20 protein-coding genes and 1 pseudogene are annotated in these 22,317 nt (G+C 67.4%); 10 read left to right on the forward strand and 11 right to left on the reverse strand.

The window, feature by feature from the left end; genetic code table 11:
• A pseudogene (locus tag JI746_RS28420) lies at positions 1-147 on the forward strand (IS30 family transposase); the annotation flags it as partial.
• Positions 148-488: 341 nt separating this feature from the next.
• Here JI746_RS28420 and JI746_RS13045 read toward each other — a convergent pair.
• The 4 genes from JI746_RS13045 to serC all read right to left on the reverse strand — a co-directional run bounded on the left by JI746_RS13045 (position 489) and on the right by serC (position 6,884).
• Positions 489-1,670 (reverse strand): FAD-dependent monooxygenase, encoded by a 1,182-nt coding sequence (locus JI746_RS13045; RefSeq protein ID WP_201690024.1) that lies wholly within the window; start codon positions 1,668-1,670, stop codon positions 489-491.
• Complete coding sequence (locus tag JI746_RS13050; RefSeq protein WP_201690025.1) at positions 1,667-4,549, reverse strand: aconitate hydratase; 2,883 nt, start codon at positions 4,547-4,549, stop codon at positions 1,667-1,669. The genes JI746_RS13045 and JI746_RS13050 overlap by 4 nt, the downstream gene beginning before the upstream one ends.
• Before the next feature lie 72 nt (positions 4,550-4,621).
• Positions 4,622-5,809, reverse strand: a complete 1,188-nt coding sequence (locus tag JI746_RS13055; RefSeq protein WP_201690026.1) for a phosphoglycerate dehydrogenase — start codon at positions 5,807-5,809, stop codon at positions 4,622-4,624.
• On the reverse strand, positions 5,802-6,884 hold the full coding sequence (gene serC / locus JI746_RS13060) for a 3-phosphoserine/phosphohydroxythreonine transaminase (protein ID WP_201690027.1): 1,083 nt from the start codon (positions 6,882-6,884) through the stop codon (positions 5,802-5,804). Before serC ends, JI746_RS13055 begins: the two co-directional genes overlap by 8 nt.
• A 144-nt stretch (positions 6,885-7,028) precedes the next feature.
• Between serC and JI746_RS13065 the strand changes: the two genes are divergently transcribed.
• Positions 7,029-7,871, forward strand: coding sequence for a helix-turn-helix domain-containing protein (locus tag JI746_RS13065; RefSeq protein WP_201690028.1), 843 nt, complete (start codon positions 7,029-7,031; stop codon positions 7,869-7,871).
• On the opposite strand, the gene JI746_RS13070 is transcribed toward JI746_RS13065, so the two are convergent.
• Positions 7,859-8,518, reverse strand: coding sequence for an autotransporter outer membrane beta-barrel domain-containing protein (locus JI746_RS13070; RefSeq protein WP_201690029.1), 660 nt, complete (start codon positions 8,516-8,518; stop codon positions 7,859-7,861). The two genes, JI746_RS13065 and JI746_RS13070, sit on opposite strands and share 13 nt — an antisense overlap.
• 114 nt (positions 8,519-8,632) lie before the next feature.
• Positions 8,633-9,649, reverse strand: coding sequence for a peptide antibiotic transporter SbmA (sbmA, locus tag JI746_RS13075; protein WP_201690030.1), 1,017 nt, complete (start codon positions 9,647-9,649; stop codon positions 8,633-8,635).
• Between the two features lie 177 nt (positions 9,650-9,826).
• On the opposite strand from sbmA, the gene JI746_RS13080 reads away from it, so the two are divergent.
• Positions 9,827-10,180 (forward strand): hypothetical protein, encoded by a 354-nt coding sequence (locus JI746_RS13080; RefSeq protein ID WP_201690031.1) that lies wholly within the window; start codon positions 9,827-9,829, stop codon positions 10,178-10,180.
• Between the two features lie 94 nt (positions 10,181-10,274).
• On the opposite strand, the gene JI746_RS13085 is transcribed toward JI746_RS13080, so the two are convergent.
• The 4 genes from JI746_RS13085 to JI746_RS13100 all read right to left on the reverse strand — a co-directional run bounded on the left by JI746_RS13085 (position 10,275) and on the right by JI746_RS13100 (position 15,503).
• Positions 10,275-12,866 (reverse strand): bifunctional aconitate hydratase 2/2-methylisocitrate dehydratase, encoded by a 2,592-nt coding sequence (locus JI746_RS13085; protein WP_201690033.1) that lies wholly within the window; start codon positions 12,864-12,866, stop codon positions 10,275-10,277.
• Positions 12,867-12,895: 29 nt separating this feature from the next.
• Positions 12,896-13,423 carry a hypothetical protein gene (locus JI746_RS13090; RefSeq protein ID WP_201690035.1) on the reverse strand — a complete coding sequence of 176 codons (528 nt, stop codon included), beginning with the start codon at positions 13,421-13,423 and terminating at the stop codon, positions 12,896-12,898.
• Positions 13,420-14,424, reverse strand: a complete 1,005-nt coding sequence (locus JI746_RS13095; RefSeq protein WP_330892997.1) for an HpcH/HpaI aldolase/citrate lyase family protein — start codon at positions 14,422-14,424, stop codon at positions 13,420-13,422. The genes JI746_RS13090 and JI746_RS13095 overlap by 4 nt, the downstream gene beginning before the upstream one ends.
• A 92-nt stretch (positions 14,425-14,516) precedes the next feature.
• Positions 14,517-15,503: a malate dehydrogenase gene (locus tag JI746_RS13100; RefSeq protein ID WP_201690036.1), complete on the reverse strand. Its 987-nt coding sequence runs from the start codon at positions 15,501-15,503 to the stop codon at positions 14,517-14,519.
• Between the two features lie 250 nt (positions 15,504-15,753).
• Between JI746_RS13100 and JI746_RS13105 the strand changes: the two genes are divergently transcribed.
• From JI746_RS13105 to gltA, 7 genes are all read left to right on the forward strand, one after another.
• Complete coding sequence (locus JI746_RS13105) at positions 15,754-16,524, forward strand: GntR family transcriptional regulator (protein ID WP_201690038.1); 771 nt, start codon at positions 15,754-15,756, stop codon at positions 16,522-16,524.
• Between the two features lie 142 nt (positions 16,525-16,666).
• Positions 16,667-17,092, forward strand: coding sequence for a succinate dehydrogenase, cytochrome b556 subunit (gene sdhC, locus JI746_RS13110; RefSeq protein WP_201690040.1), 426 nt, complete (start codon positions 16,667-16,669; stop codon positions 17,090-17,092).
• Positions 17,093-17,113: 21 nt separating this feature from the next.
• Positions 17,114-17,479, forward strand: a complete 366-nt coding sequence (sdhD, locus tag JI746_RS13115) for a succinate dehydrogenase, hydrophobic membrane anchor protein (protein WP_201690041.1) — start codon at positions 17,114-17,116, stop codon at positions 17,477-17,479.
• A 5-nt stretch (positions 17,480-17,484) separates the two neighbouring features.
• Entirely contained in the window at positions 17,485-19,293 is a 1,809-nt protein-coding gene (sdhA, locus tag JI746_RS13120) for a succinate dehydrogenase flavoprotein subunit (protein WP_201690043.1), read from the forward strand.
• 24 nt (positions 19,294-19,317) lie between these two features.
• Positions 19,318-20,022 (forward strand): succinate dehydrogenase iron-sulfur subunit, encoded by a 705-nt coding sequence (locus JI746_RS13125; RefSeq protein WP_201690044.1) that lies wholly within the window; start codon positions 19,318-19,320, stop codon positions 20,020-20,022.
• 38 nt (positions 20,023-20,060) lie between these two features.
• Positions 20,061-20,354: an FAD assembly factor SdhE gene (locus JI746_RS13130; RefSeq protein ID WP_201690045.1), complete on the forward strand. Its 294-nt coding sequence runs from the start codon at positions 20,061-20,063 to the stop codon at positions 20,352-20,354.
• Between the two features lie 18 nt (positions 20,355-20,372).
• On the forward strand, positions 20,373-21,683 hold the full coding sequence (gltA, locus tag JI746_RS13135; protein ID WP_201690046.1) for a citrate synthase: 1,311 nt from the start codon (positions 20,373-20,375) through the stop codon (positions 21,681-21,683).
• A 131-nt stretch (positions 21,684-21,814) separates the two neighbouring features.
• Here gltA and JI746_RS13140 read toward each other — a convergent pair whose 3' ends face one another.
• Positions 21,815-22,300, reverse strand: a complete 486-nt coding sequence (locus JI746_RS13140; protein ID WP_201690047.1) for a BON domain-containing protein — start codon at positions 22,298-22,300, stop codon at positions 21,815-21,817.
• Between the last annotated feature and the right edge of the window lie 17 nt (positions 22,301-22,317).

Here is a 22,317-nt window from a genome sequence, read left to right on the forward strand (position 1 = left end):
TACCTAAAGCGAACCGACGACCTGTCTCTGTACACGCAGGAGCAGCTAGACCAGGTCGCCAGAAAGCTCAATACACGTCCCAGAGAGACTTTGGGATTCGAGTCACCAGCCGAAAGGCTGGCATCCACCGTTGCATTGACGGGTTGAGACCGCCGGGGCCCAGAGCCGCCGCGCAGCGGCGGTGGATTCCCGCCTGCGCGGGAATGACGGGATGGAGCTCGCCTCATTTCCCATGCAACCACGGCTGATCCAGCAACCCGCTCCCCAGCATCTTCATCGCCGCATTGCGCGCCAGGCGCGGCTGCCCCGTGATCAAGCGCGGCACGGGCGGATCGCCCTGCCCGCGCAAGTTGCTGGATGGGGTGCTGTTTCCGGAGTGGCTCGCTGCTGCTCGTAGGCTGGTGGTGAGCTGCGCGAACCCCAGCGATGCGCGAAGCGCTGGGGTTCGCGGCCTTCGGCGCTCACCGCCAGCCTACGAAAATCGCGCGCTATTTCCCATACAACCACGGCTGGTCCAGCAGCCCGCTCCCCAGCATCTTCATCGCCGCATTGCGCGCCATGCGCAGCGGCCCTGTGGCATGGAAGATCGTGCCGTTGCGGCGCGAGCGCTCCTGCACCTGCGCGTCGCGCTGCCAGCGGTTCAGGGCGTAGCGCCGCAAGGCCGTCGGCACGTCGAGCGTGCGGTCGTCGGCCACCGCCAGCACGCGCTGCAGCTCTCGCGCATCCTCGATCGCCATGCCCGCACCCTGCGCCAGGTAAGGCCGCATCGGATGCGCGGCATCCCCCAGCAGCGCGATGCGGCCCTGCGCCATCGCGTCGGGCGAGGCCACCGGGGCACGGTCATGCAGCACCCACAGTCGCCACGACGGCAGCGCGGCCACGCGTTCGCGCACTTCGCTGCACACCGGGCCGAGCGCGGCCTCGAGCTGCGCCTGGGAAGCCGCGTGATCCCAGTCGCGGGGATCGCCAGGCTGCGTGCCCTGCACCACGCACACCGCATTGAGCCATTCGCCGCGCCGCACCGGATACGTCACCAGGTGCATGCGCGGCGCCAGCCACACCGTGACCTCGTCGCTGCGCAGCCCGGCGGGAAGGTCCTGTTGCCGCACGAGGCCGCGATACGCCAGGTGGCCGGTGGGCTGCGGCGGCCCGTCGGCCAGCACCTCGGCGCGCAACAGGCTCCACACGCCGTCGGCGACGACCAGCGCGTCCCCTTCGATCGGCGAGGTGCGCGTCGTGCGCAACTGCACCACCGCATCCACCGCCTCCGCCGATACGACCCGGCAGCCCGGATGCAGGCGCGTGCCGGCGGCTTCGGCCGCGGCGAGCAGCGCTCCCTGCAGGTCCGCCCGGTGCACGGTCAGGTAGGGCGCGCCATGGCGCCGTGCGATCGTCCCGCCCAGTTCGAGCAAGCCGAGTTCGTCACCATCGGTGCCATCGCGCACGCGCAGGCGCGGCGGAGCCACCGCCTGCTGCCCCAGCTCGCCTTGCAGCAGCTCCCATTCGCGCAGGATGCGGGTCGCGTTGGGCCCGAGCTGGATGCCCGCGCCGACTTCGGAGAAGACCTCCGCCTGCTCGAACAGGCGCGCCTCCCAGCCGGCGCGCCGGGCCGCCACCGCGGCCGCGAGCCCGCCGATGCCGCCGCCGCAGATCAGGACCTCTTGCGTCACCCCGCCAGCAGTTGCCGCAGCACGTAGGGGAGGATCCCGCCGTGCCGGTAGTAGTCCGTCTCGATCGGCGTGTCGATGCGCAGCATCAGCTTGACTTCACGGCAGTCGCCGTTCGGGTGCTTGATGATCAGTGCGGCCTGGCTTTGCGGCCTGAGCTGCGGGTCCACCTCGATGTCGACCAGTTCCTCGCCCGTGAGGCCCAGCGACTGCCAGCTCATGTCCCCCGTGAACTGCAAGGGCAGCACGCCCATGCCCACCAGGTTGCTGCGGTGGATGCGCTCGAAGCTGCGCGCCACCACCGCCTTGATGCCCAGCAGCTGCGTGCCCTTGGCCGCCCAGTCGCGTGACGAGCCGGTGCCGTATTCCTCGCCGGCGAAGATCACCGTCGGCCGGCCTTCGGCCATGTACTTCATCGCGGCGTCGTAGATGAACATCTGCTCCGCGTTGCCCTGCGCGTCGCGGTAGAGCGTCAGGCCGCCTTCCTCGCGCGAGCCGTCGGGGCCAGGCGGCAGCATCAGGTTCTTGATGCGCACGTTGGCGAAGGTGCCGCGCATCATCACCTCGTGGTTGCCGCGGCGCGAGCCGTAGCTGTTGAAGTCGGTCTTCTTCACGCCGTGCTCCAGCAGCCACCGGCCGGCCGGCGAGTTCTCCTTGATGGAGCCGGCGGGCGAGATGTGGTCGGTGGTGATCGAGTCGCCGAACAGCGCCATGATGCGCGCGTCGCGCACTGCGACGGGGGCCGCCGTGCCCGCCGCGGCCCCGGCCTCCGAGCCGGGCGCCTCGAGCCCGAAGCCCTCGAAGAACGGCGGCTCGGCGATGTACGTGCTTTCCGGCCAGTCGTAGGTATCGCCGGAGACACCCTGGATGTTTTCCCACAACTTGCCCGGGTCGCTCTTGACCTTGCCGTAGCTGGCGCGATAGCCCTTGGGGTTCATCGCGTACTTCATCAGCTTGTGGATTTCGTCGCTGGAGGGCCAGATGTCCCCGAGCCAGACATCCTTGCCGTCCTTGCCCTGGCCCACCGGCTCCGTCATCAGGTCGCGCAGCATGGTGCCGGCGATCGCGTACGCCACCACCAGCGGCGGGCTGGCGAGGAAGTTGGCCTTGATGTTCGGGTGGATGCGCGCTTCGAAATTGCGGTTGCCGGAAAGCACGGCGGCGCACACCAGGTCGCTTTGCGCGATGGCGTCGTTGATCTCGGGCGTGAGGTCGCCGGAGTTGCCGATGCAGGTGGTGCAGCCGTAGCCCGCGAGCGTGAAGCCCAGCTCCTCCAGGTAGGGCAGCAGCTTCGCATCCCGCAGGTACTCCGTGACCATGCGCGAGCCGGGCGCCAGCGAGGTCTTGATGTGCGGCTTGACCTTCAGGCCCTTCTCCACGGCCTTCTTCGCCAGCAGGCCGGCGGCGAGCAGCACGCCGGGGTTCGAGGTGTTGGTGCAGCTCGTGATGGCCGCGATCAGCACGTCGCCGTTGCCGATCGCGATGTCGCCGACTTCCACCGGCGGCACCGACTTCGCGTGCGCCGCCGTCAGCGTCGGCTTGTTCGCCTCCATTTCCATCTCGAAGCGCGGGGCCGCCAGCGGCGTCGGCGGGTTGTCCGTCGTGCGGTCGTCGGCGGTGTCCGGCTTGTCGATCAGGTGCCGCGTGAGCAGCATCTCCTCGGGCTGGTTGAAGCCGTTCTCCGACACGGGTTTCGAGAACAGGCTGCGGAAGGTGCTGGCGACCTTGCCGATCTCGATGCGGTCCTGCGGACGCTTGGGGCCCGAGAGGCTGGGCACCACGTCGCCGAGGTCCAGCCGCACCACGGTGGAATAGTCGATCTCGCCCGGCATCGGCACGCCGAACAGGCCCTGGGCCTTGAAGTAGGCCTCGAGCATCTTCACCTGCTCCTTGCTGCGGCCGGTGCCCTCGAAGTAGTCGAGCGTGCGCTCGTCCACCGGGAAGAAGCCCATCGTGGCGCCGTACTCGGGCGCCATGTTGGCGATGGTCGCGCGGTCCGGCACCGCGAGGGCCCGCGTGCCTGCCCCGTAGAACTCGACGAACTTGCCGACCACCTTGTGCTTGCGCAGCAGTTCGGTGATGGTGAGCACCAGGTCGGTGGCCGTGCAGCCTTCGCGCAACTCGCCCGAGAGCTCGAAGCCGACCACGTCCGGCGTGAGGAAGTAGACCGGCTGCCCCAGCATGGCCGCTTCGCCCTCGATCCCGCCGACGCCCCAGCCCACCACGCCGATGCCGTTGATCATGGTCGTGTGGCTGTCGGTGCCGACCAGCGAGTCGAAGTAGCAGACGCCATCCTCGCGCTGGTGGATGCCGCCCGCCAGGTACTCGAGGTTCACCTGGTGGATGATGCCGAAGCCGGGGGGCACCACGCGGAAGGTGTCGAAGGCCTGCATGCCCCACTTCATGAACTGGTAGCGCTCCTGGTTGCGCGAGAACTCCAGCTTCATGTTGAGGTCGATCGCGTCGCGGGTGCCGTAGTGGTCGACCATGACCGAGTGGTCGACCACGAGGTCGACCGGCACCAGCGGCTCGATGCGGCCGACATCCTTGCCCAGGCGCTGCGCCGCGCTGCGCATCGCTGCCAGGTCGGCCAGCAGCGGCACGCCGGTGAAGTCCTGCAGCACCACGCGGGCGACGGTGAAGGGGATCTCCGTCGTCCGCTCGGCATTGGGCTGCCAGTTGGCGACCTGGTCGATGTGCTCGGCCGTGATCTTGCGGCCGTCGCAGTTGCGCAGCACCGACTCGAGCACGATGCGCATGGAGACCGGCAGGCGTTTCACCTGCGGGTAATGATGGGCAAGCGCGGGAAGGGAATAGAACTTTCCTTCGAGACCACGCCCGGCCTTGAAGCTCTGGAGTGTTTCTGGGAACGCGTGCGCCATTCTCGGACCTCTCGTTGTTGCTTTGCGGCATTGTGCCGCCAGACGAGAGCTTGAGGTAAACGCGCCCTCGCGTCAGGTGAGCGGCAGGTAGCGCACCGCCAGCACACCCTCGATGGCGCGGATCCTTTCCAGCACCGACGCATCGACCGCGCTGTCGACATCCACCAGCGTGTACGCCATGTCGCCGCGCGACTTGTTGACCATGTTGTGGATGTTCAATCCGCCCTCGGCCATCGCGGTGGAGATCTGTCCGAGCATGTTCGGCACGTTGGCGTTGGCGATCGCGACGCGCCAGTTGGAGCCGCGCGCCATGCTCACTTCGGGGAAGTTGACGGCGTTGCGGATGTTGCCGTGTTCCAGGAAGTCGCGCAGCTGGTCGGCCACCATGCGCGCGCAGTTGTCTTCGGCCTCGCGCGTGGAGGCGCCCAGGTGCGGCAGCGCGATCACGCGGGGATGGCCCAGGATCGCGGCGTTGGGGAAGTCGCAGACATAGCTTCCGAGTTGCCCCGCGTCCAGCGCGGCCACCACCGCCGCGTCGTCGACGACACCCTCGCGCGAGAAATTCAGCAGCACGCTGTCGGGGCGCATCAGGCGCAGGTTCTGCGCCTTCACGAGGTGGCGCGTCGCGGCGAGCAGCGGCACGTGCAGCGTCACCAGTTGCGCGTTGCGCAGGACGTCTTCCACGCTGGCGGCGCGCTGCACCTGCGAAGGCAGGCTCCAGGCGGCATCGACCGTGATCTCGGGGTCGAAGCCCAGCACCTGCATGCCCAGCTTGATCGCCGCATCGGCGACCAGGCAGCCGACCTTGCCCAGGCCGATCACGCCCAGCGTCCGGCTGCACAGCTCGAAGCCGGCGAAGGGCTTCTTGCCCTCCTCGATCAAGCGGTCGAGACCGGCCTGCTTCGCATCGATGGCGGCCACGAAGCGCTGCGCCGCACCGAGGTTGCGCGCGGCCATCAGCATGCCGGCGAGCACCAGTTCCTTCACTGCGTTGGCATTGCCGCCCGGCGCGTTGAACACCGGCACGCCGCGCGCATCGAGCGCACGCACCGGGATGTTGTTGGTCCCGGCACCGGCGCGGGCGATGGCCTGCACGGAGGCCGGGATCTCCATCGCGTGCATGTCCGCGGAACGCACCAGGATCGCGTCGGGCTGTGCGATGTCCTTGCCGATCGCGTAGCGCTCGGCGGGCAGGCGCTCCAGTCCCGCCTTCGAGATCTGGTTCAGCACCAGGACCGCGAAGGCGGCGCGATCAGCCATGCTGGGACTCGAATTCCTTCATGTACTGCACCAGGGCCTGCACGCCTTCGATCGGCATGGCGTTGTAGATCGAAGCGCGCATGCCGCCCACGGAGCGATGGCCCTTGAGCTGCAACATCCCGCGCGCCTCGGCCCCCTTGAGGAAGGCCTCGTTCTTCGTTTCGTCCTTCAGCCAGAACGGCACGTTCATGAGCGAGCGATCCTCCCGGGCAATGCCGTTGCGATAGAAGCTGCTGGCATCGAGCAGGTCGTACAGGAGCTTCGCCTTGGCGCGGTTGTGCTCCTCCACGGCCTTCAGGCCGCCCATCTTCTTCACGTGCTGGAACACCAGGCCCGCGATGTAGATGGCGTACGTCGGCGGGGTGTTGTACATGGAATCGGCCTCGGCCTGCAACTTGTAGTTGAACGCCGTGGGGGTGATCGGCAGCGCGTGCCCCAGCAGGTCCTGGCGCACGATCACCACGGTGAGACCCGAAGGGCCCATGTTCTTCTGCGCGCCGGCGTAGATCAGCCCGTACTTGCGCACGTCGATCGCCCGCGAAAGGATGTCGGACGACATGTCGGCCACCAGCGGCACGCTGCCGGTGTCGGGCGTCCAGTGGAACTGCACGCCGCCGATCGTCTCGTTGGAGCAGATGTGCACGTAGGCCGCGCCAGGATCGAGCTTCCACTCGGCCTGCTTCGGGATGGCGGTGAACTTGCTCGACTCCGCCGTGGCCGCGACTTGGACCTGGCCATAGGTCTTCGCTTCCTTGTGCGACTTCTTCGACCAGTCGCCGGTCAGCACGTAGTCGGCACGGCCGGTGCGGCCGATCAGGTTCATCGGCACGATGGCGTTCTCGCCGATCGCGCCACCCTGCATGAACAGCACCTTGTAGTCGGCCGGGATGTCCATCAGCTCGCGCAAGGTGGCTTCCGTCTGCGCGTGGATGGAGATGAATTCCTTGCCGCGGTGGCTCATCTCCATGACCGACATGCCGCTGCCGTGCCAGTCCAGCATTTCGTCGGCGGCCTGGCGCAGGACGGGTTCGGGCAGCACGGCGGGACCGGCACTGAAATTGAAAACGCGGCTCATCGGATCTCTTCTCTCTCTCGCAGGAAGCAGGCAGGCGCCACGCGCCCGGGCCTGCCAGCATACAAGATGAGGATCCACGCCCATGCCGGCGGGGTCAACCGTGCGGGTGATGGAAACGAGCACGCGGCGCATCTACCATGCGCCATGGACCTCCGCGTCGCTCCGCCTGCCGCCAGCGGGATGCGCCCCTTCGGCGAACACCTGCGCGACTGGCGGCTGCGGCGGCGCATGAGCCAGCTCGAGCTGGCCAGCGAGGCGGAGATCTCGACCCGGCACCTGAGCTTCGTCGAAACGGGGCGCTCCAGCCCGAGCCGGGAGATGGTGTTGCGGCTGGCGGAACGGCTCGACGTGCCGCTGCGGGAGCGCAACGCGCTGCTGGTGGCGGCCGGCTACGCGCCCATGTACCGCGAGCGGCCGCTGGACGATCCGGCGCTCTCGGCCGCGCGCGAGGCGGTGCAGTGCATCCTGCGCAGCCACGAGCCCCATCCCGCCCTCGCGGTGGACCGCCACTGGAACCTGGTGGCCGCCAATGCCATGGTGCCGCACCTGCTGGCCGGCGCGGCACCCGCCCTGCTGCAGCCGCCGGTGAACGTGCTGCGCCTGAGCCTGCACCCAGGGGGCGTCGCGCCCCGCATCGTGAACCTGGGGCAGTGGCGGCATCACCTGCTGGAGCGGCTGCGCCAACAGATCCAGGCCACCGGCGATCCGGTGCTGCAGGCGCTGGAGCAGGAGCTGCGGACCTATCCGGTGCCCGCCGAAGCGCAAGCTACGCGGCTCGCCGGCGAAGTGCTGGGCGTCGCGATGCCGCTGCAGCTGCGCACGGATGCGGGCGTGCTGGCCTTGATCAGCACCGTGACGGTGTTCGGCACGCCGGTGGACGTGACCTTGCAGGAGCTGGCCCTCGAGACCTTCTTCCCCGCGGACCGCCGGACGGCCGACGCGCTGCGCGAACTTGCCCAGCGCACCGGCGGGACTCAGAACACGTAGCCGACGCTGAGCTTGAGGACGGGCTCGGCACGCAGCTTGCGGACATCCTGGCGCAGGCGCTGCCGCTCCAGTTCGATGTCCGCGGCCGGAACGGCAGCCGCCAGCCCCGGCGAGACTTGCAGGTCGACACGCGGGCGGCCGATGATGGCGCCCACGTCCACGCCCCAGGTGAAGCCGCGGCGGCTCAGGTCGGCCAGGCCCCAGCCGATGCCCACGTACGGACGCAGGTGCGGCATGCGCGCGGTGGCGGTGATCGATTCGCCGGTGGCGTTCACCGTGGTATTGCCGATCGTGAGGGTGCCGTTGCGGGGAACACCGTGCAGGTCGGCGCGGGTGGTCGCGTACACCGCGCCGAGGGAGGCACGGAATGATCCGTTGAACGCCCTCCAGTCGCCGTACACGCCCAGGTTCCTGAGCTTGAAGCGGCCGTCGTAATCGATGGTGTCCGTGCTGAAATCACGGTCCAGGCGGCCCAGCATCACGTCGGCCCGCAGGTTGACGCTCTCGGTCAGCGGCGTCGCGACGCCGATGCCGAAGCCCGTTCCGGCCGAACCGAACACCGCGACGTTGCGCTGCGCCGATGCAGCCGCGCAGGCCAGGCCCAGTGCCACCGCAACGACCGCCTTGCCCCAGATCTTCCCTTGCATTCCTCGCTCCCTGTATTTCGCCATGCAGATGGAGCCATGCTAAGGGGCGCCGCACAGCGCGCCAAACGTTCCTTGGCGCGCTGTGGTTTCCTGGAATCAGATCATCGGAACGGGCTATGTACGCGCCGGCAGGGCGCCGTCCGGCGGCTCCGGCGCGTCGGCGTCGTGGATCCGGCTTTCGAACGCGCGCAGGCGCTTGTAGACGGAGATCAGCTCCACGATCGTGCTCCAGCTGTACACGAGGTACTGGAACGATTCGGTCACCTTGTCGAAGGCGCGCGAGATCTGCTGCATCACGCCCAGCGTGATCACGCCGGCCACGACCGTCGGGCCCAGCGCGATCAGCGGCACCAGCACGCTCACCTGCAGGTACGACCACTTCACCACGTCGAAGTACAGGTAGTGGAAGAAGAGGCGAAAGTAGTTGCGCCGCACTTCCTTGAACAGGGTCGTCACGACCGGCTGCTGCGCGCGCGCGGGATCGTCCTCGCCGTACACCAGCTCCTTGCGGTACGCTGCCTCGCGCCGCTGGTTCTGGAACTGCAGGCCGGGCAGCAGGATCCCCGTGAACGCCAGCAGCACGGTTCCGAACACGGCCCAGCCGATCGACACCCACACCAGCGAATGCGGAATGGCGCCGACGATCGGCAGCTGCGTGATCTGGTCCGACAGCGTCCACAGGATCGGCAGGAAGGCCGCGAGCGTCATCACGCTGCGCACCAGGTCGATGCCCAGGCCTTCCATGATGCTGGCGAAGCGCATCGTGTCCTCCTGCACGCGCTGCGCGGCGCCCTCGATCTTGCGCAGCCGCTCCCAGTACTGCATGTAGTAGTCGTTCATCGCCTGCCGCCAGCGGAAGATGTAGTGCTTGACGAAGAAGTCGACGAACACGGCGACGATGATGTAGATCATCGCGATGTGCAGGAAGGTGGAGAGCTGCGCCCAGAACTGCGGCAGCGTCACGCTTCCCTTGGTGCTCAGCGCCTTCTGGACGAGGTCGTAGAAGCTGCCGAACCAGTCGTTGATCTGCACGTCGAGCTGGACCCGGTACCAGGTGGTGAACAGGATCAGGATCGTGCCGAGGATGGACCACGGCCACCAGCGGCGGAGCAGGAAGAAGGAACGGAACATCGCTGCGCCTTTTGTGCTTGGGGTTGTGCGGCGATCCTAACGGTTGCGCCATTGCGCGGGGGCGCGCCGCCGCGAGTGAGTCTGTCGGCCGCCACGCACACCGCTTGCCGCGTGACGCGCATCCTCCGGCGCCGATGCTGCCCCATATCGATGGAAGATCATCCGAAGGAGGCAAAGATGAACTTCCGCAAATTCCAGCTGGTCGTGGTCGCGGGCGCCCTTGGCGGGGCCGCGGCGCTCGCTTCCGCACAGCAGGCCGTGATCGGGGCAGGGACCAGCGGCTCCACGGTCGCGACGCCGGCGGCCGCCAAGACGGCGACCGACATCCAGGGCAATGCGGCCCTCAGCAGCGAGGTCGCGCTGTCCGGCACGCCCCGGCAGGGCAAGCCCGGCACGCAGAGCGGCGTGGCGGTGACGGACACGAGGTCCATGGGCGCCGGGCCGGCGAGCTACTCCATGTCGAGCCAGTCGCTGGCCGGCCTGAGCAGTACGCAGATGCGCGAGCTGGAGCGCTACAAGGCGCTGCGCTAAGGCTGGAGAAGCCAAGGAAAAAGCGGCCCGCGGGCCGCTTTTTCCAGCGCTGGGGTTTCGCTTCGCTCCACCGCCAGCCTACAGGGTTGCCAGATCAGACCGCCACTTCCTTCGCCGCGTCCGCATATTCCGCGATCTGGTCGAAGTTCATGTAGCGGTACACCTTGTCGCCCTGCTGGTTGATCACGCCCATGTCGGCGGCGTACTCGGCCACCGTGGGCAGGCGGCCCAGCTTCGAGGCGATCGCTGCCAGTTCTGCCGAGGCCAGGAACACCTGCGTATTCTTGCCCAGGCGGTTCGGGAAGTTGCGGGTGGAGGTGGAAACCACCGTCGCGCCCTCGCGCACCTGCGCCTGGTTGCCCATGCACAGCGAGCAGCCGGGCATCTCGGTCCGGGCGCCGGCGCCGCCGAAGTTGGCGTAGTGGCCTTCCTTGGTCAGCTGCTCGGCGTCCATCTTGGTCGGCGGCGCGACCCACAGCTTGACCGGGATGTCCCGCTTGCCTTCCAGCAGCGCGGAGGCGGCACGGAAGTGGCCGATGTTGGTCATGCACGAACCGATGAAGGCTTCGTCGATCTTCGTGTTCTGCACCACGGACAGCGGCTTGACATCGTCCGGGTCGTTCGGGCAGCACAGCAGCGGTTCCTTGATTTCCGCCAGGTCGATCTCGATCACGGCGGCGTACTCGGCGTCGCGGTCGGCTTCGAGCAGCTGCGGGTTCGCCAGCCACGCTTCGACGGCGCGGATGCGGCGCTCCAGCGAGCGCTTGTCGACGTAGCCCTGCGCGATCATGTTCTTCATCAGGACCACGTTCGACTGCAGGTACTCGGCGACCGGCTCCTGGTTCAGCTTCACCGTGCAGCCGGCGGCGGAACGCTCGGCCGAGGCGTCGGACAGTTCGAAGGCCTGTTCCACCTTCAGGTTGGGCAGGCCCTCGATCTCCAGCACGCGGCCGGAGAAGACGTTCTTCTTGTTCTCCTTGGCGACGGTCAGCAGGCCCTGCTGGATCGCATAGAAGGGGATCGCGTGCACCAGGTCGCGCAGCGTGATGCCGGGCTGCATCTCGCCCTCGAAGCGCACCAGCACGGACTCGGGCATGTCCAGGGGCATCACGCCCGTGGCCGCTGCGAAGGCCACCAGGCCGGAGCCGGCCGGGAAGGAAATGCCGATCGGGAAGCGCGTGTGGCTGTCGCCGCCGGTGCCGACCGTGTCCGGCAGCAGCAGGCGGTTGAGCCACGAGTGGATCACGCCGTCACCGGGGCGCAGGGCGACGCCGCCGCGGTTGGAGATGAACGCGGGCAGCTCGCGGTGCGTCTTCACGTCCACCGGCTTCGGGTAGGCGGCGGTGTGGCAGAAGGACTGCATCACCATGTCGGCCGAGAAGCCCAGGCAGGCCAGGTCCTTCAGCTCGTCGCGGGTCATGGGGCCCGTGGTGTCCTGCGAACCCACGGTGGTCATGCGCGGCTCGCAGTAGGTGCCGGGCCGCACGCCCTTGCCTTCGGGCAGGCCGCAGGCGCGGCCGACCATCTTCTGCGCCAGGGTGAAGCCCTTGCCCGAATCGACCGGGGCCTTGGGCAGGCGGAAGGTGGTGGAGGCGCCCAGGCCCAGGAACTGGCGCGCGCTGGCCGTCAGCGAGCGGCCGATGATCAGGTTGATGCGGCCGCCGGCGCGCACTTCGTCGAACAGCACGTCGGACTTCAGCGCGAAGCGCGAGACCACCTTGCCGTCCTTCTCGATCGTGCCCTCGTAGGGGAAGATGTCGATCACGTCGCCCATCTCGAACTGCGCGACGTCGACTTCGATCGGCAGCGCGCCGGAGTCTTCCTGCGTGTTGTAGAAGATGGGGGCGATCTTGCCGCCCAGCGTGACGCCGCCGAAGCGCTTGTTCGGCACGAAGGGGATGTCCTGGCCGGTGGCCCAGATCACGCTGTTGGTGGCGGACTTGCGCGAGGAACCCGTGCCGACCACGTCGCCGACGTAGGCGACCTGGTGGCCCTTGGCCTTGAGGTCCTCGATGAATTGCATGGGGCCGCGCTTGCCCTCTTCTTCCGGCTTGAACGCCGCGCCGGGGCGGCTGTTCTTCAGCATCGCCAGGGTGTGCAGCGGGATGTCGGGGCGCGACCACGCATCGGGCGCGGGCGAGAGGTCGTCGGTGTTGGTTTCGCCGGGCACCTTGAACACGGTGACCGTGATCTTCTGCGCCACTTCGGGCCGGCTGGTGAACCACTCGGCCTCGGCCCAGGACTGGATCACTTCGGTGGCGAACCTGTTCCCCGCCTTCGCCTTCTCGGCGACGTCGTGGAAGTAGTCGAACATCAGCAGCGTCTTCTTCAGGCCGTCGGCGGCGATCTGCGCCACCTGCGGGTCGTCCAGCAGGTCGATCAGCGGCTTGACGTTGTAGCCGCCGACCATGGTGCCGAGCAGCTCGGTGGCCTTGGCCTTGTCGATCGCGTTGACCGCGAGATCCCCATGTGCAACCGCGGCCAGGAAGCTGGCCTTGACCTTGGCGGCGTCGTCCACGCCCGGCGGCACGCGGTGGGTCAGCAGGTCCAGCAGGAAGCCTTCTTCCTTCGCGGGGGCGGACTTGATCAGTTCGATCACGTCAGCGGTCTGCTTGGCCGACAGCGGCAGCGGCGGGATACCGAGCGCAGCGCGCTCGGCAACGTGTTCAACGTAGGCTTGCAACATGGGGTCTCTCAGTGACGGTTAAGGGGTCTTCATTTGCCCGGCTCCAGCAGGTTCACGGGCTTCATGTTCCTGGCGAAGTCGGCCTGTTCGGGGCTGACGCAGTCGTCGGCAAGGCGCTTGCCTTCCTTCTGGTTCATCAGCATCGACTTGTTCCCGAGCTGCAGCCACAGGGCGCCGCGGGCGGGATCCTCGAGGCGGATGGCGCCGGTACGGCTCTCCACCGGGTGCATCACGTACTTGTAGACGCCGCGCGAGACGAAGAAGAATCCATCGCGCTTCATCGGCTTGATGCTCACCTTCTGGCCCAGCTCGCACTGGATCTCGCCGGTGTGCACGCGCTTGGCGATCTCGAGTTCCGCGGCGTTCAGCTTCTCGGACGGATCCGCATCTTCGGTGGGCGTGGCTTCCTCGATCGCCTGGCGCTTGGTTGCCGGCGGTACCTTCTTGGCGGAAACCGGCTTCTTCGCGTGCGCCTTGTCGGCGGACCCCGCCGGCGTCTGCGCGAAGGCGCCGGCGGCGAACAGGGCAGTGACGAGCGAGGCAATCAGCAACTTCATGGAGTCTCTCCGTTGGACTGGGAGCGCGCGAACCATTCGCGCGCTTCTTCGGGGAGCGGTCGCCCGGTCTGGTGGGCCCTTTCCAGGACCTGCCAGTAGTAGCGGTAGCTCGCCCTGTCCTCGAGTTTGCCGTCGAAGCTGATCGGCGCCCAACCTGCCCGCTCTGCGGCTCGCAGAAGTTGTGACGCCTTGTGTATTTCGTTTTTCGAGGGTGCGAACAATTCCACGATGGACCGGATCTGGTCCGGGTGGATGCTCCACATCCGTGTGTAACCGAACTCGTTGGCTGCGCGCGACGCCGCGGCGCGGAACGACCGTTCGTCGCGGAACTCGGTGACGACACCGTGCGACGGCACCTTGCCGTGCGCATGGCAGGCCGACGAGATTTCCAGCTTCGCGCGCACCACCAGCGGGTGCGTGAACTGGCCCTGCACGCCCATGCCCTCCGACGGGATCGCGCCGCCATGGGCCGAGACGAAGTCCATCAGCCCGAAGCTGAGGGACTGGATGCGCGGGTGCGCCGCGATGTCGAAGGCGCGGTGGACGGCCGCCGGCGATTCGATCAGGCCTTGCAGCGGCAGGCCCATGGCGCCCGCCGCATCGAGGGCGCGGGCGGCGCGCTCGATGTCCTCGGGCCGCTCCACCTTCGGCAGCATGACGTGCACCAGCCGGTGGCCGGCCTGGCCCGCGATGGTGGCGATGTCGCTCTCGAACGCGGGATGGTCGACCGGATGCACGCGCACGGCCACGCGCGCATCGGGTCGCGCGCCCAGCGCGAGTTCGACCACCAGCGCCGCATGCTCCGCCTCGCCGCCCACCGGCGCGCCATCTTCGCAGTCGAGGGTGACGTCGAACACGCAGGCGCCGAACTCCTGCGTCATCTCCTGCTGGAGCTGCAGGCTCTTGCGCATGCGCGCCTCGACGCCGCTGTAGTGGTCGCACACCGGGATGGTGCCGGTGCGCGCCTGGGCGCCGAGGAGGATGGTGCGGGGATGCTGCACGTTCGTGGTTGAGCGTTGGGCGTTGGCGTTGGGCGTCGGGCGGGTGTCAGGACGCTGAACGCTCGACGCTCAACGCCCGACCGGAGCGCACCTCAAAGGAGGTGCGCGACCCCGGCCTGCTCTTCCTGCAGTTCCTTGAGCGTGAGGTTGATGCGTTCCTGCGAAAAGGCGTCGATCTCCAGGCCTTCCACCAGCTTGTACTCGCCGTTCTGCGTGGTGACCGGGAAGCCGAACATGACGTCCTTCGGGATGCCGTACTGGCCGTCCGACGGGATGCCCATGGTGACCCACTCGCCGTTGGAGCCCAGGGCCCAGTCGCGCATGTGGTCGATGGCGGCGTTGGCGGCCGAAGCGGCGGACGACAGGCCGCGCGCCTCGATGATGGCGGCGCCGCGCTTGCCCACCGTGGGCAGGAAGGTGTTCTTGTTCCACTCCTGGTCGTTGATCATGTCCTTGACCGGCTGGCCGTCGATGGTGGCGAAGCGGTAGTCGGCGTACATGGTCGGCGAGTGGTTGCCCCACACGGTGAGCTTCTTGATCGCGGCGACCGGCTTGCCGGTCTTGGCGGCGACCTGCGACAGCGCGCGGTTGTGGTCCAGGCGGAGCATGGCGGTGAAGTTCTTGCGCGGCAGGCTGGGCGCGCTCTTCATCGCGATGTAGGCGTTGGTGTTGGCGGGATTGCCGACGACCAGCACCTTGACGTTGCGCGAGGCCACCTTGTCGAGGGCCTTGCCCTGGGCGGTGAAGATCGCCGCGTTGGCGGACAGCAGGTCCTTGCGCTCCATGCCGGGGCCGCGCGGGCGGGCGCCGACCAGCAGCGCGTAGTCGGTGTCCTTGAAGGCCGTCATCGCGTCGCCGTGCGCTTCCATGCCGGCCAGCAGCGGGAACGCGCAGTCTTCCAGTTCCATCATCACGCCCTTGAGGGCCTTCTGGGCCTTCTCGTCGGGGATCTCCAGCAGCTGCAGGATCACGGGCTGGTCCTTGCCCAGCATCTCGCCGGAGGCGATGCGGAACAGCAGGGCATAACCGATCTGGCCGGCGGCGCCGGTAACGGCAACGCGGACGGGCTTCTTGCTCATGGAAATCTCCGAATGGAAGTTGCGATGGGGAGTCGAGAGGGGCGCTTGGCGGTGATGCTGATGCCCTGCGGGACAGCCCTGGAGTGTACCCGGGCAAACCCGGAGGAGTCAATTTGTCTTATGTCTTATATAAGATATGATTGGAGGCACACGTAGGCTGGCGGTGAGCGCCGAAGGCCGAACCCCGGCGATGCGCGAAGCGCTGGGGTTCGCGCGCTTCGCGGCTCACCGCCAGCCTACGCAAACACCCATGGCCGCCCCCACCCCCACCAGCGCCGAAACAGTGGCCGATCCGGCCACGCCCGCATTCAGCCCCCTCTACCAGCAGATCAAGGGCCTGATCCTGCAAAGCCTGCAGGCCGGCGAATGGAAGCCCGGCGAGGCGATCCCGAGCGAGATGGAACTGGCCGCGCGCTTCCGCGTGAGCCAGGGCACCGTGCGCAAGGCCATCGACGAACTCGCGGCCGAGAACCTCGTGGTGCGCCGGCAGGGCAAGGGCACCTTCGTGTCCACGCACGCGGAGCAGCACGTGCGCTACCGCTTCCTCAAGCTGGTGCCGGACAGCGGCGCACCGGAGGACCTGCCCGCCGAGCGCAAGGTGCTCGAATGCCGGCGCACGCGCGCGAGCGCCGAGGTCGCCCGGGCACTGCAGCTGCGCACCGGAGACCCGGTGGTGCAGGTGCGGCGTATCCTCTCGTTCGCCGGCCGGCCCACCATCCTGGAAGACATCTGGCTGCCGGGCAACACCTTCAAGGGCCTGACGGCCGAACAGATGGCGGGCCACCAGGGGCCGACCTATGCGCTGTTCGAGCTCGCCTTCGGCGTGCGCATGGTGCGCGCGGAGGAGAAGATCCGGGCCGTGGCCGCGGAGGAGCCGCAGGCGGCGCTGCTCGCGCTGAAGGCGGGCGCCCCGCTGCTGTCGGTGGAACGCCTCTCCTACACCTACAACGACGTGCCGATGGAGCTGCGCCGCGGCCTCTATCGCACCGACGGCTATCACTATCGCAACGAATTGAGCTAGCGCAAACGGACACGCATCAGGGCCGGCCCCAATTGCAACCTCGGCGTCAGGTTGTTCCGTTGAAATAGAATTTTGGGTTGTCCGCGTCCCCTTCCCCCATCTCCCCCCTCCGCCCATGCGCCATCCTGAAAGAAACAGACATATGACAGAAGCCGCCGGGAAGCGTCCTGAGTTCCGGAACATCAACGCGTTCAGGGATCTGCCGACCTACCGCCTTCCGGTCGCCGGCATCGTGTCGATCCTGCACCGCATCAGCGGCGTGCTGATGTTCGTGCTGCTGCCGCTGGTGATGTGGGTGTTCGACAAGTCGATCTCCTCCGAGATCTCCTTCGCCCGGCTGCGCAACGCCCTCAACACCGGCGCTTCGGGCGTGCTGCTCAAGCTGGTGCTGCTGGCGCTGCTCTGGGCCTACCTGACGCACTTCTTCGCCGGGCTGCGCCACGTCTGGAGCGACGTCAGCCACGCCGCGGTGGGCAAGGAATACGGCGCGACCACGGCCAAGGCCACGATCATCGCCAGCCTCGTGCTGACCGTGGTGCTCGGCGCCAAGCTGTTCGGCCTGTACTAAGACCTCCAGGAGTCAAGAAAAATGGCAGTCAACTACGGCTCCCGCCGCACCGTCGTCGGTGCCCACTACGGCACGCGCGACTGGCTCGCGCAGCGCGTCACCGCGGTGCTGATGGCGGTGTTCACGCTCGTCCTGCTGGCGCAGCTGATCTTCTTCCGCGGCGAGATCGGCTACGACAAGTGGGCCGGCATCTTCGTGCCGCAGCCGATGAAGATGCTCACCTTCGCCACCATCGTGGGGATGCTGTACCACGTGTGGGTGGGCATGCGCGACGTGCTGATGGATTACGTGAAACCGGTGGGGGCGCGCCTGGTGCTGCAGATCCTCGTCATCGTCTGGCTCCTCGGCTGCGTCGGCTGGGCGATCCAGGTCCTCTGGAGGGTTTGAACAAGATGGCTTACACCAAGAGCAACACCACGACGCGCAAGTTCGACGTCGTCATCGTGGGCGCCGGCGGCTCCGGCATGCGCGCCTCCCTGCAGCTGTCCATGGCCGGCCTCAACGTGGCCGTGCTGTCCAAGGTGTTCCCCACCCGCTCGCACACGGTGGCGGCGCAGGGCGGCATCGGCGCCTCGCTGGGCAACATGTCCGAGGACACCTGGCACTACCACTTCTACGACACGATCAAGGGCTCCGACTGGCTCGGCGACCAGGACGCGATCGAGTTCATGTGCCGCGAAGCGCCCAAGGTCGTGTACGAGCTCGAGCACTTCGGCATGCCGTTCGACCGCAACCCCGACGGCACGATCTACCAGCGTCCGTTCGGCGGCCACACCGCCAACTACGGCGAGAAGCCGGTGCAGCGCGCCTGCGCCGCGGCGGACCGCACCGGCCACGCCATGCTGCACACGCTGTACCAGCAGAACGTGCGCGCCAAGACCTCCTTCTTCGTCGAGTGGATGGCGCTGGACCTGATCCGCGACGCCGAGGGCGACGTCGTCGGCGTGACGGCGCTGGAGATGGAAACCGGCGACCTGCACGTGCTGCACGCCAAGACCGTGCTGCTGGCCACCGGTGGCGCCGGCCGCATCTTCCAGGCTTCGACCAACGCCTTCATCAACACCGGCGACGGCCTGGGCATGGCGGCGCGCGCCGGCATCCCGCTGGAGGACATGGAGTTCTGGCAGTTCCACCCGACCGGCGTGGCCGGCGCCGGCGTGCTGCTCACCGAAGGCTGCCGCGGCGAAGGCGCCATCCTGTTGAACAGCAACGGCGAGCGCTTTATGGAGCGCTATGCGCCCACGCTGAAGGACCTCGCCCCGCGCGACTTCGTCTCCCGCTCGATGGACCAGGAGATCAAGGAAGGCCGCGGCTGCGGTCCCAACAAGGACTACGTGCTGCTCAAGCTCGACCACCTCGGTGCCGAGACGATCCACAAGCGCCTGCCCTCGGTGTACGAGATCGGCGTGAACTTCGCCAACGTCGACATCACGCGCGAGCCGATCCCCGTCGTGCCCACCATCCACTACCAGATGGGCGGCATCCCGACCAACATCCACGGCCAGGTCGTGCTGCAGAAGAACGGCGAGGACAACAGCCCGCTCAACGGCCTGTACGCCGTGGGCGAGTGCTCCTGCGTGTCGGTGCACGGCGCCAACCGGCTGGGCACCAACTCGCTGCTGGACCTGCTGGTGTTCGGCAAGGCCGCCGGCAACCACATCGTCGAATTCGCCAGCGGCACCAAGTCGCACAAGCCGCTGCCGGCCGACGCCGCCGACCGTTCGCTCGAGCGCCTGAACCGCCTGGACAGCGCCACCTCCGGCGAATACGCGCAGACCGTCGCCAACGACCTGCGCGCCTCCATGCAGAAGCATGCGGGGGTGTTCCGCACCCAGGTGATGATGGACGAAGGCGTGCGCCAGGTCGCGGCGCTGCGCGAGCGTGTCAACGCGATCGGCCTGAAGGACAAGTCGCGCGTGTTCAACACCGCGCGCATCGAGGCGCTGGAGGTCGACAACCTGATCGAGGCCGCCCAGGCGACGATCGTCTCGGCGGCCGCCCGCAAGGAATGCCGCGGCGCCCACACCGTCAGCGACTACGAGCGCCCGGCCGACGATCCGGTCACGCCGCTCGGCCGCGACGACGCCAACTGGATGAAGCACTCGCTCTGGTACAGCGAAGGCAACCGCCTCGCGTACAAGCCGGTGAAGCTCAAGCCCCTCTCCGTCGAATCGGTGCCCCCCAAGGTGCGCACCTTCTGATAGCAGTTACCAAAGACCCAAGACATGCAAAAGCGCACCTTCCACATCTACCGCTACGACCCGGACAAGGACGACAAGCCGTACATGCAGACGGTGGAGATCGAGCTGCAGGGCGACGAGCGCATGCTGCTCGACGCCCTGATGAAGCTCAAGGCGCAGGACCCGACGATCGCCTACCGGCGTTCGTGCCGCGAAGGCGTCTGCGGCTCCGACGCCATGAACATCAACGGCAAGAACGGCCTGGCGTGCCTGACCAACCTGCGCACGCTCAAGGACCCGATCGTGCTCAAGCCGCTGCCCGGCCTGCCCGTCATCCGCGACCTGATCGTCGACATGACGCAGTTCTTCAAGCAGTACCACTCGATCAAGCCCTACCTGATCAACGACAGCATCAAGCCGGACCGGGAGCGCCTGCAGTCGCCCGAGGAGCGCGAGGAGCTCAACGGCCTGTACGAGTGCATCCTGTGCGCGAGCTGCTCCACCAGCTGCCCGAGCTTCTGGTGGAACCCCGACAAGTTCGTCGGCCCGGCCGGCCTGCTGCAGGCCTACCGCTTCATCGCCGACAGCCGCGACGAGGCGACCAGCGAGCGCCTGGACAACCTGGAAGACCCGTACCGGCTGTTCCGCTGCCACACCATCATGAACTGCGTCGATGTCTGCCCCAAGGGCCTGAACCCGACCAGGGCCATCGGCAAGATCAAGGAGCTGATGGTCCGGCGCGCGATCTGACGCAGGTCAAAAGACAACACGCCAAAACCGGAGCGACAATGGACGACGAGCTGCTCGATGAGCGTGGGCTGAGCAAGCTGCGGTGGCGCTGCCGCCGGGGCTTGCTAGAGAACGACCTGTTCATCGAACGCTTCTTCGACCGCTTCGCGTCGCGCCTGACCTTGGGGCAGGCGAAGGCGCTCGGGGAGTTGATGGACCTGGCGGACAACGACCTGCTCGACCTGCTGCTCAAGCGCAAGGGACCGACGGGCGCACTGGACCGGCCGGACATCCAGGAAGTGCTGGAGATGCTGCGCGTGCCCGCGGCCGCATCGCCGGGACGTGGGCATTGAACCATGACAGGAACTACTATGAAACTCGCTGACTACAAGGCCTCTCTCTCGTTCAGCAACGGCAGCCCCAGCGTCGAGATGCCGGTCTACCACGGCACGATCGGCCCGGACGTCATCGACATCCGCAAGCTCTACGCCCAGACGGGCATGTTCACGTACGACCCCGGCTTCATGTCCACGGCGTCGTGCCAGTCGACCATCACCTACATCGACGGCGACAAGGGCGAACTGCTGTACCGCGGCTACCCGATCGAGCAGCTCGCCACCACGTGCGACTACCTCGAGACCTGCTACCTGCTGCTGTACGGCGAGCTGCCCAACGAGACCCAGAAGAAGGACTTCGTCTCGCGCGTGACCAACCACACGATGGTCAACGAGCAGATGCAGTTCTTCCTGCGCGGCTTCCGCCGCGACGCGCACCCGATGGCGGTGATGACCGGCCTGGTGGGCGCCCTGTCGGCCTTCTATCACGACAGCACGGACATCAACAATCCCGAGCACCGCGAGATCTCGGCGATCCGCCTGATCGCCAAGATGCCGACGCTGGTGGCGATGGCGTACAAGTACAGCTCGGGCCAGCCCTACATCTATCCGAAGAACGCGCTGTCGTACACCTCGAACTTCATGCGCATGATGTTCGCCACGCCGTGCGAGGACTACGAGCCCAACGACGTGCTGGTGCGCGCGATGGACCGCATCTTCATCCTGCACGCGGACCACGAGCAGAACGCCTCCACCTCCACGGTGCGCCTGTGCGGCTCCTCCGGCACCAACCCGTTCGCGGCGATCGCGGCCGGCGTGGCCTGCCTGTGGGGGCCGGCGCACGGCGGCGCCAACGAGGCAGCGCTGAACATGCTGGAAGACATCCAGAAGATGGGCGGCGTGGCCAAGATCGGCGAGTTCGTGGAGAAGGTCAAGGACAAGAACAGCGGCGTCAAGCTGATGGGCTTCGGCCACCGCGTGTACAAGAACTACGACCCGCGCGCCAAGCTGATGCGCGAGACCTGCCATGAGGTGCTGAGCGAGCTGGGCCTGCACAACGACCCGCTGTTCAAGCTGGCGATGGCCCTGGAGAAGGTGGCGCTGGAAGACGAGTACTTCGTCTCCCGCAAGCTGTACCCGAACGTCGACTTCTACTCGGGCATCGTGCAGCGCGCGATCGGCATCCCGGTCTCGCTGTTCACCGCGATCTTCGCGCTGGCCCGCACGGTCGGCTGGATCGCGCAGCTCAACGAGATGATCGGCGACCCCGAGTACAAGATCGGCCGCCCGCGCCAGCTGTTCACGGGCTCGACCAAGCGCGACGTGAAGCCGATCGGCCAGCGCTGATCGTTTCTTGGTTCGACGGCAAAGGCCCGCTTCGCGGGCCTTTTTTCTGGGTCCCCGCCTGCGCGGGATGACGAATCCGGGGCGTCCGAGCCGTCATTCCCGCGAAGGCGGGAATCCAGGGCTTCCCTCCCTCACGGCTTCGCCAGCTCGTAGCGCGCCTTCTCCCGCGTCCCCACCATCAGCTGGTTCACCACCCCCATCACGTCGTCCACCAGCAGCACCGCCCGCTCCATCTCCTCCTTCTGCGCCGGCGTGCGCACGCACCCCATCAGCGTGACGATCCGGCGCTCGCCCAGGATCCACACGCTGGTGTCCTCGAAGCGCCCATCCCGCCGCAGGTACTGCTGCACCCGCGGGATGATCTCCTTGTCGTACAGGTACGAATTCGGCAGCCGGCAGCGCCCCGAGTGATAGCAACTGGTGCCATGCTGCGCGCGCACGTGCGCTGCCTTGCGGACCTCCTCCTCGGTCAGACCGGGGGGCCGCGGCACGGGGCAGCCAGCCAGGGCGGCGCTCACCTGCAGGAAGGGATCCTGGAAGACGTTGCGCCGTTCCTGGGCTGTCGCCGCAGCGGCCAGCAGCAGCGCCGCCGCGATGCCGAAACGAAACCGTTGCATGGGCGCGATGCTGAAGC

The sequence above is a fragment of the Ramlibacter alkalitolerans genome (genome assembly GCF_016722765.1).
In the GTDB taxonomy this organism is placed as follows: Bacteria; Pseudomonadota; Gammaproteobacteria; order Burkholderiales; family Burkholderiaceae_C; genus Ramlibacter; species Ramlibacter alkalitolerans.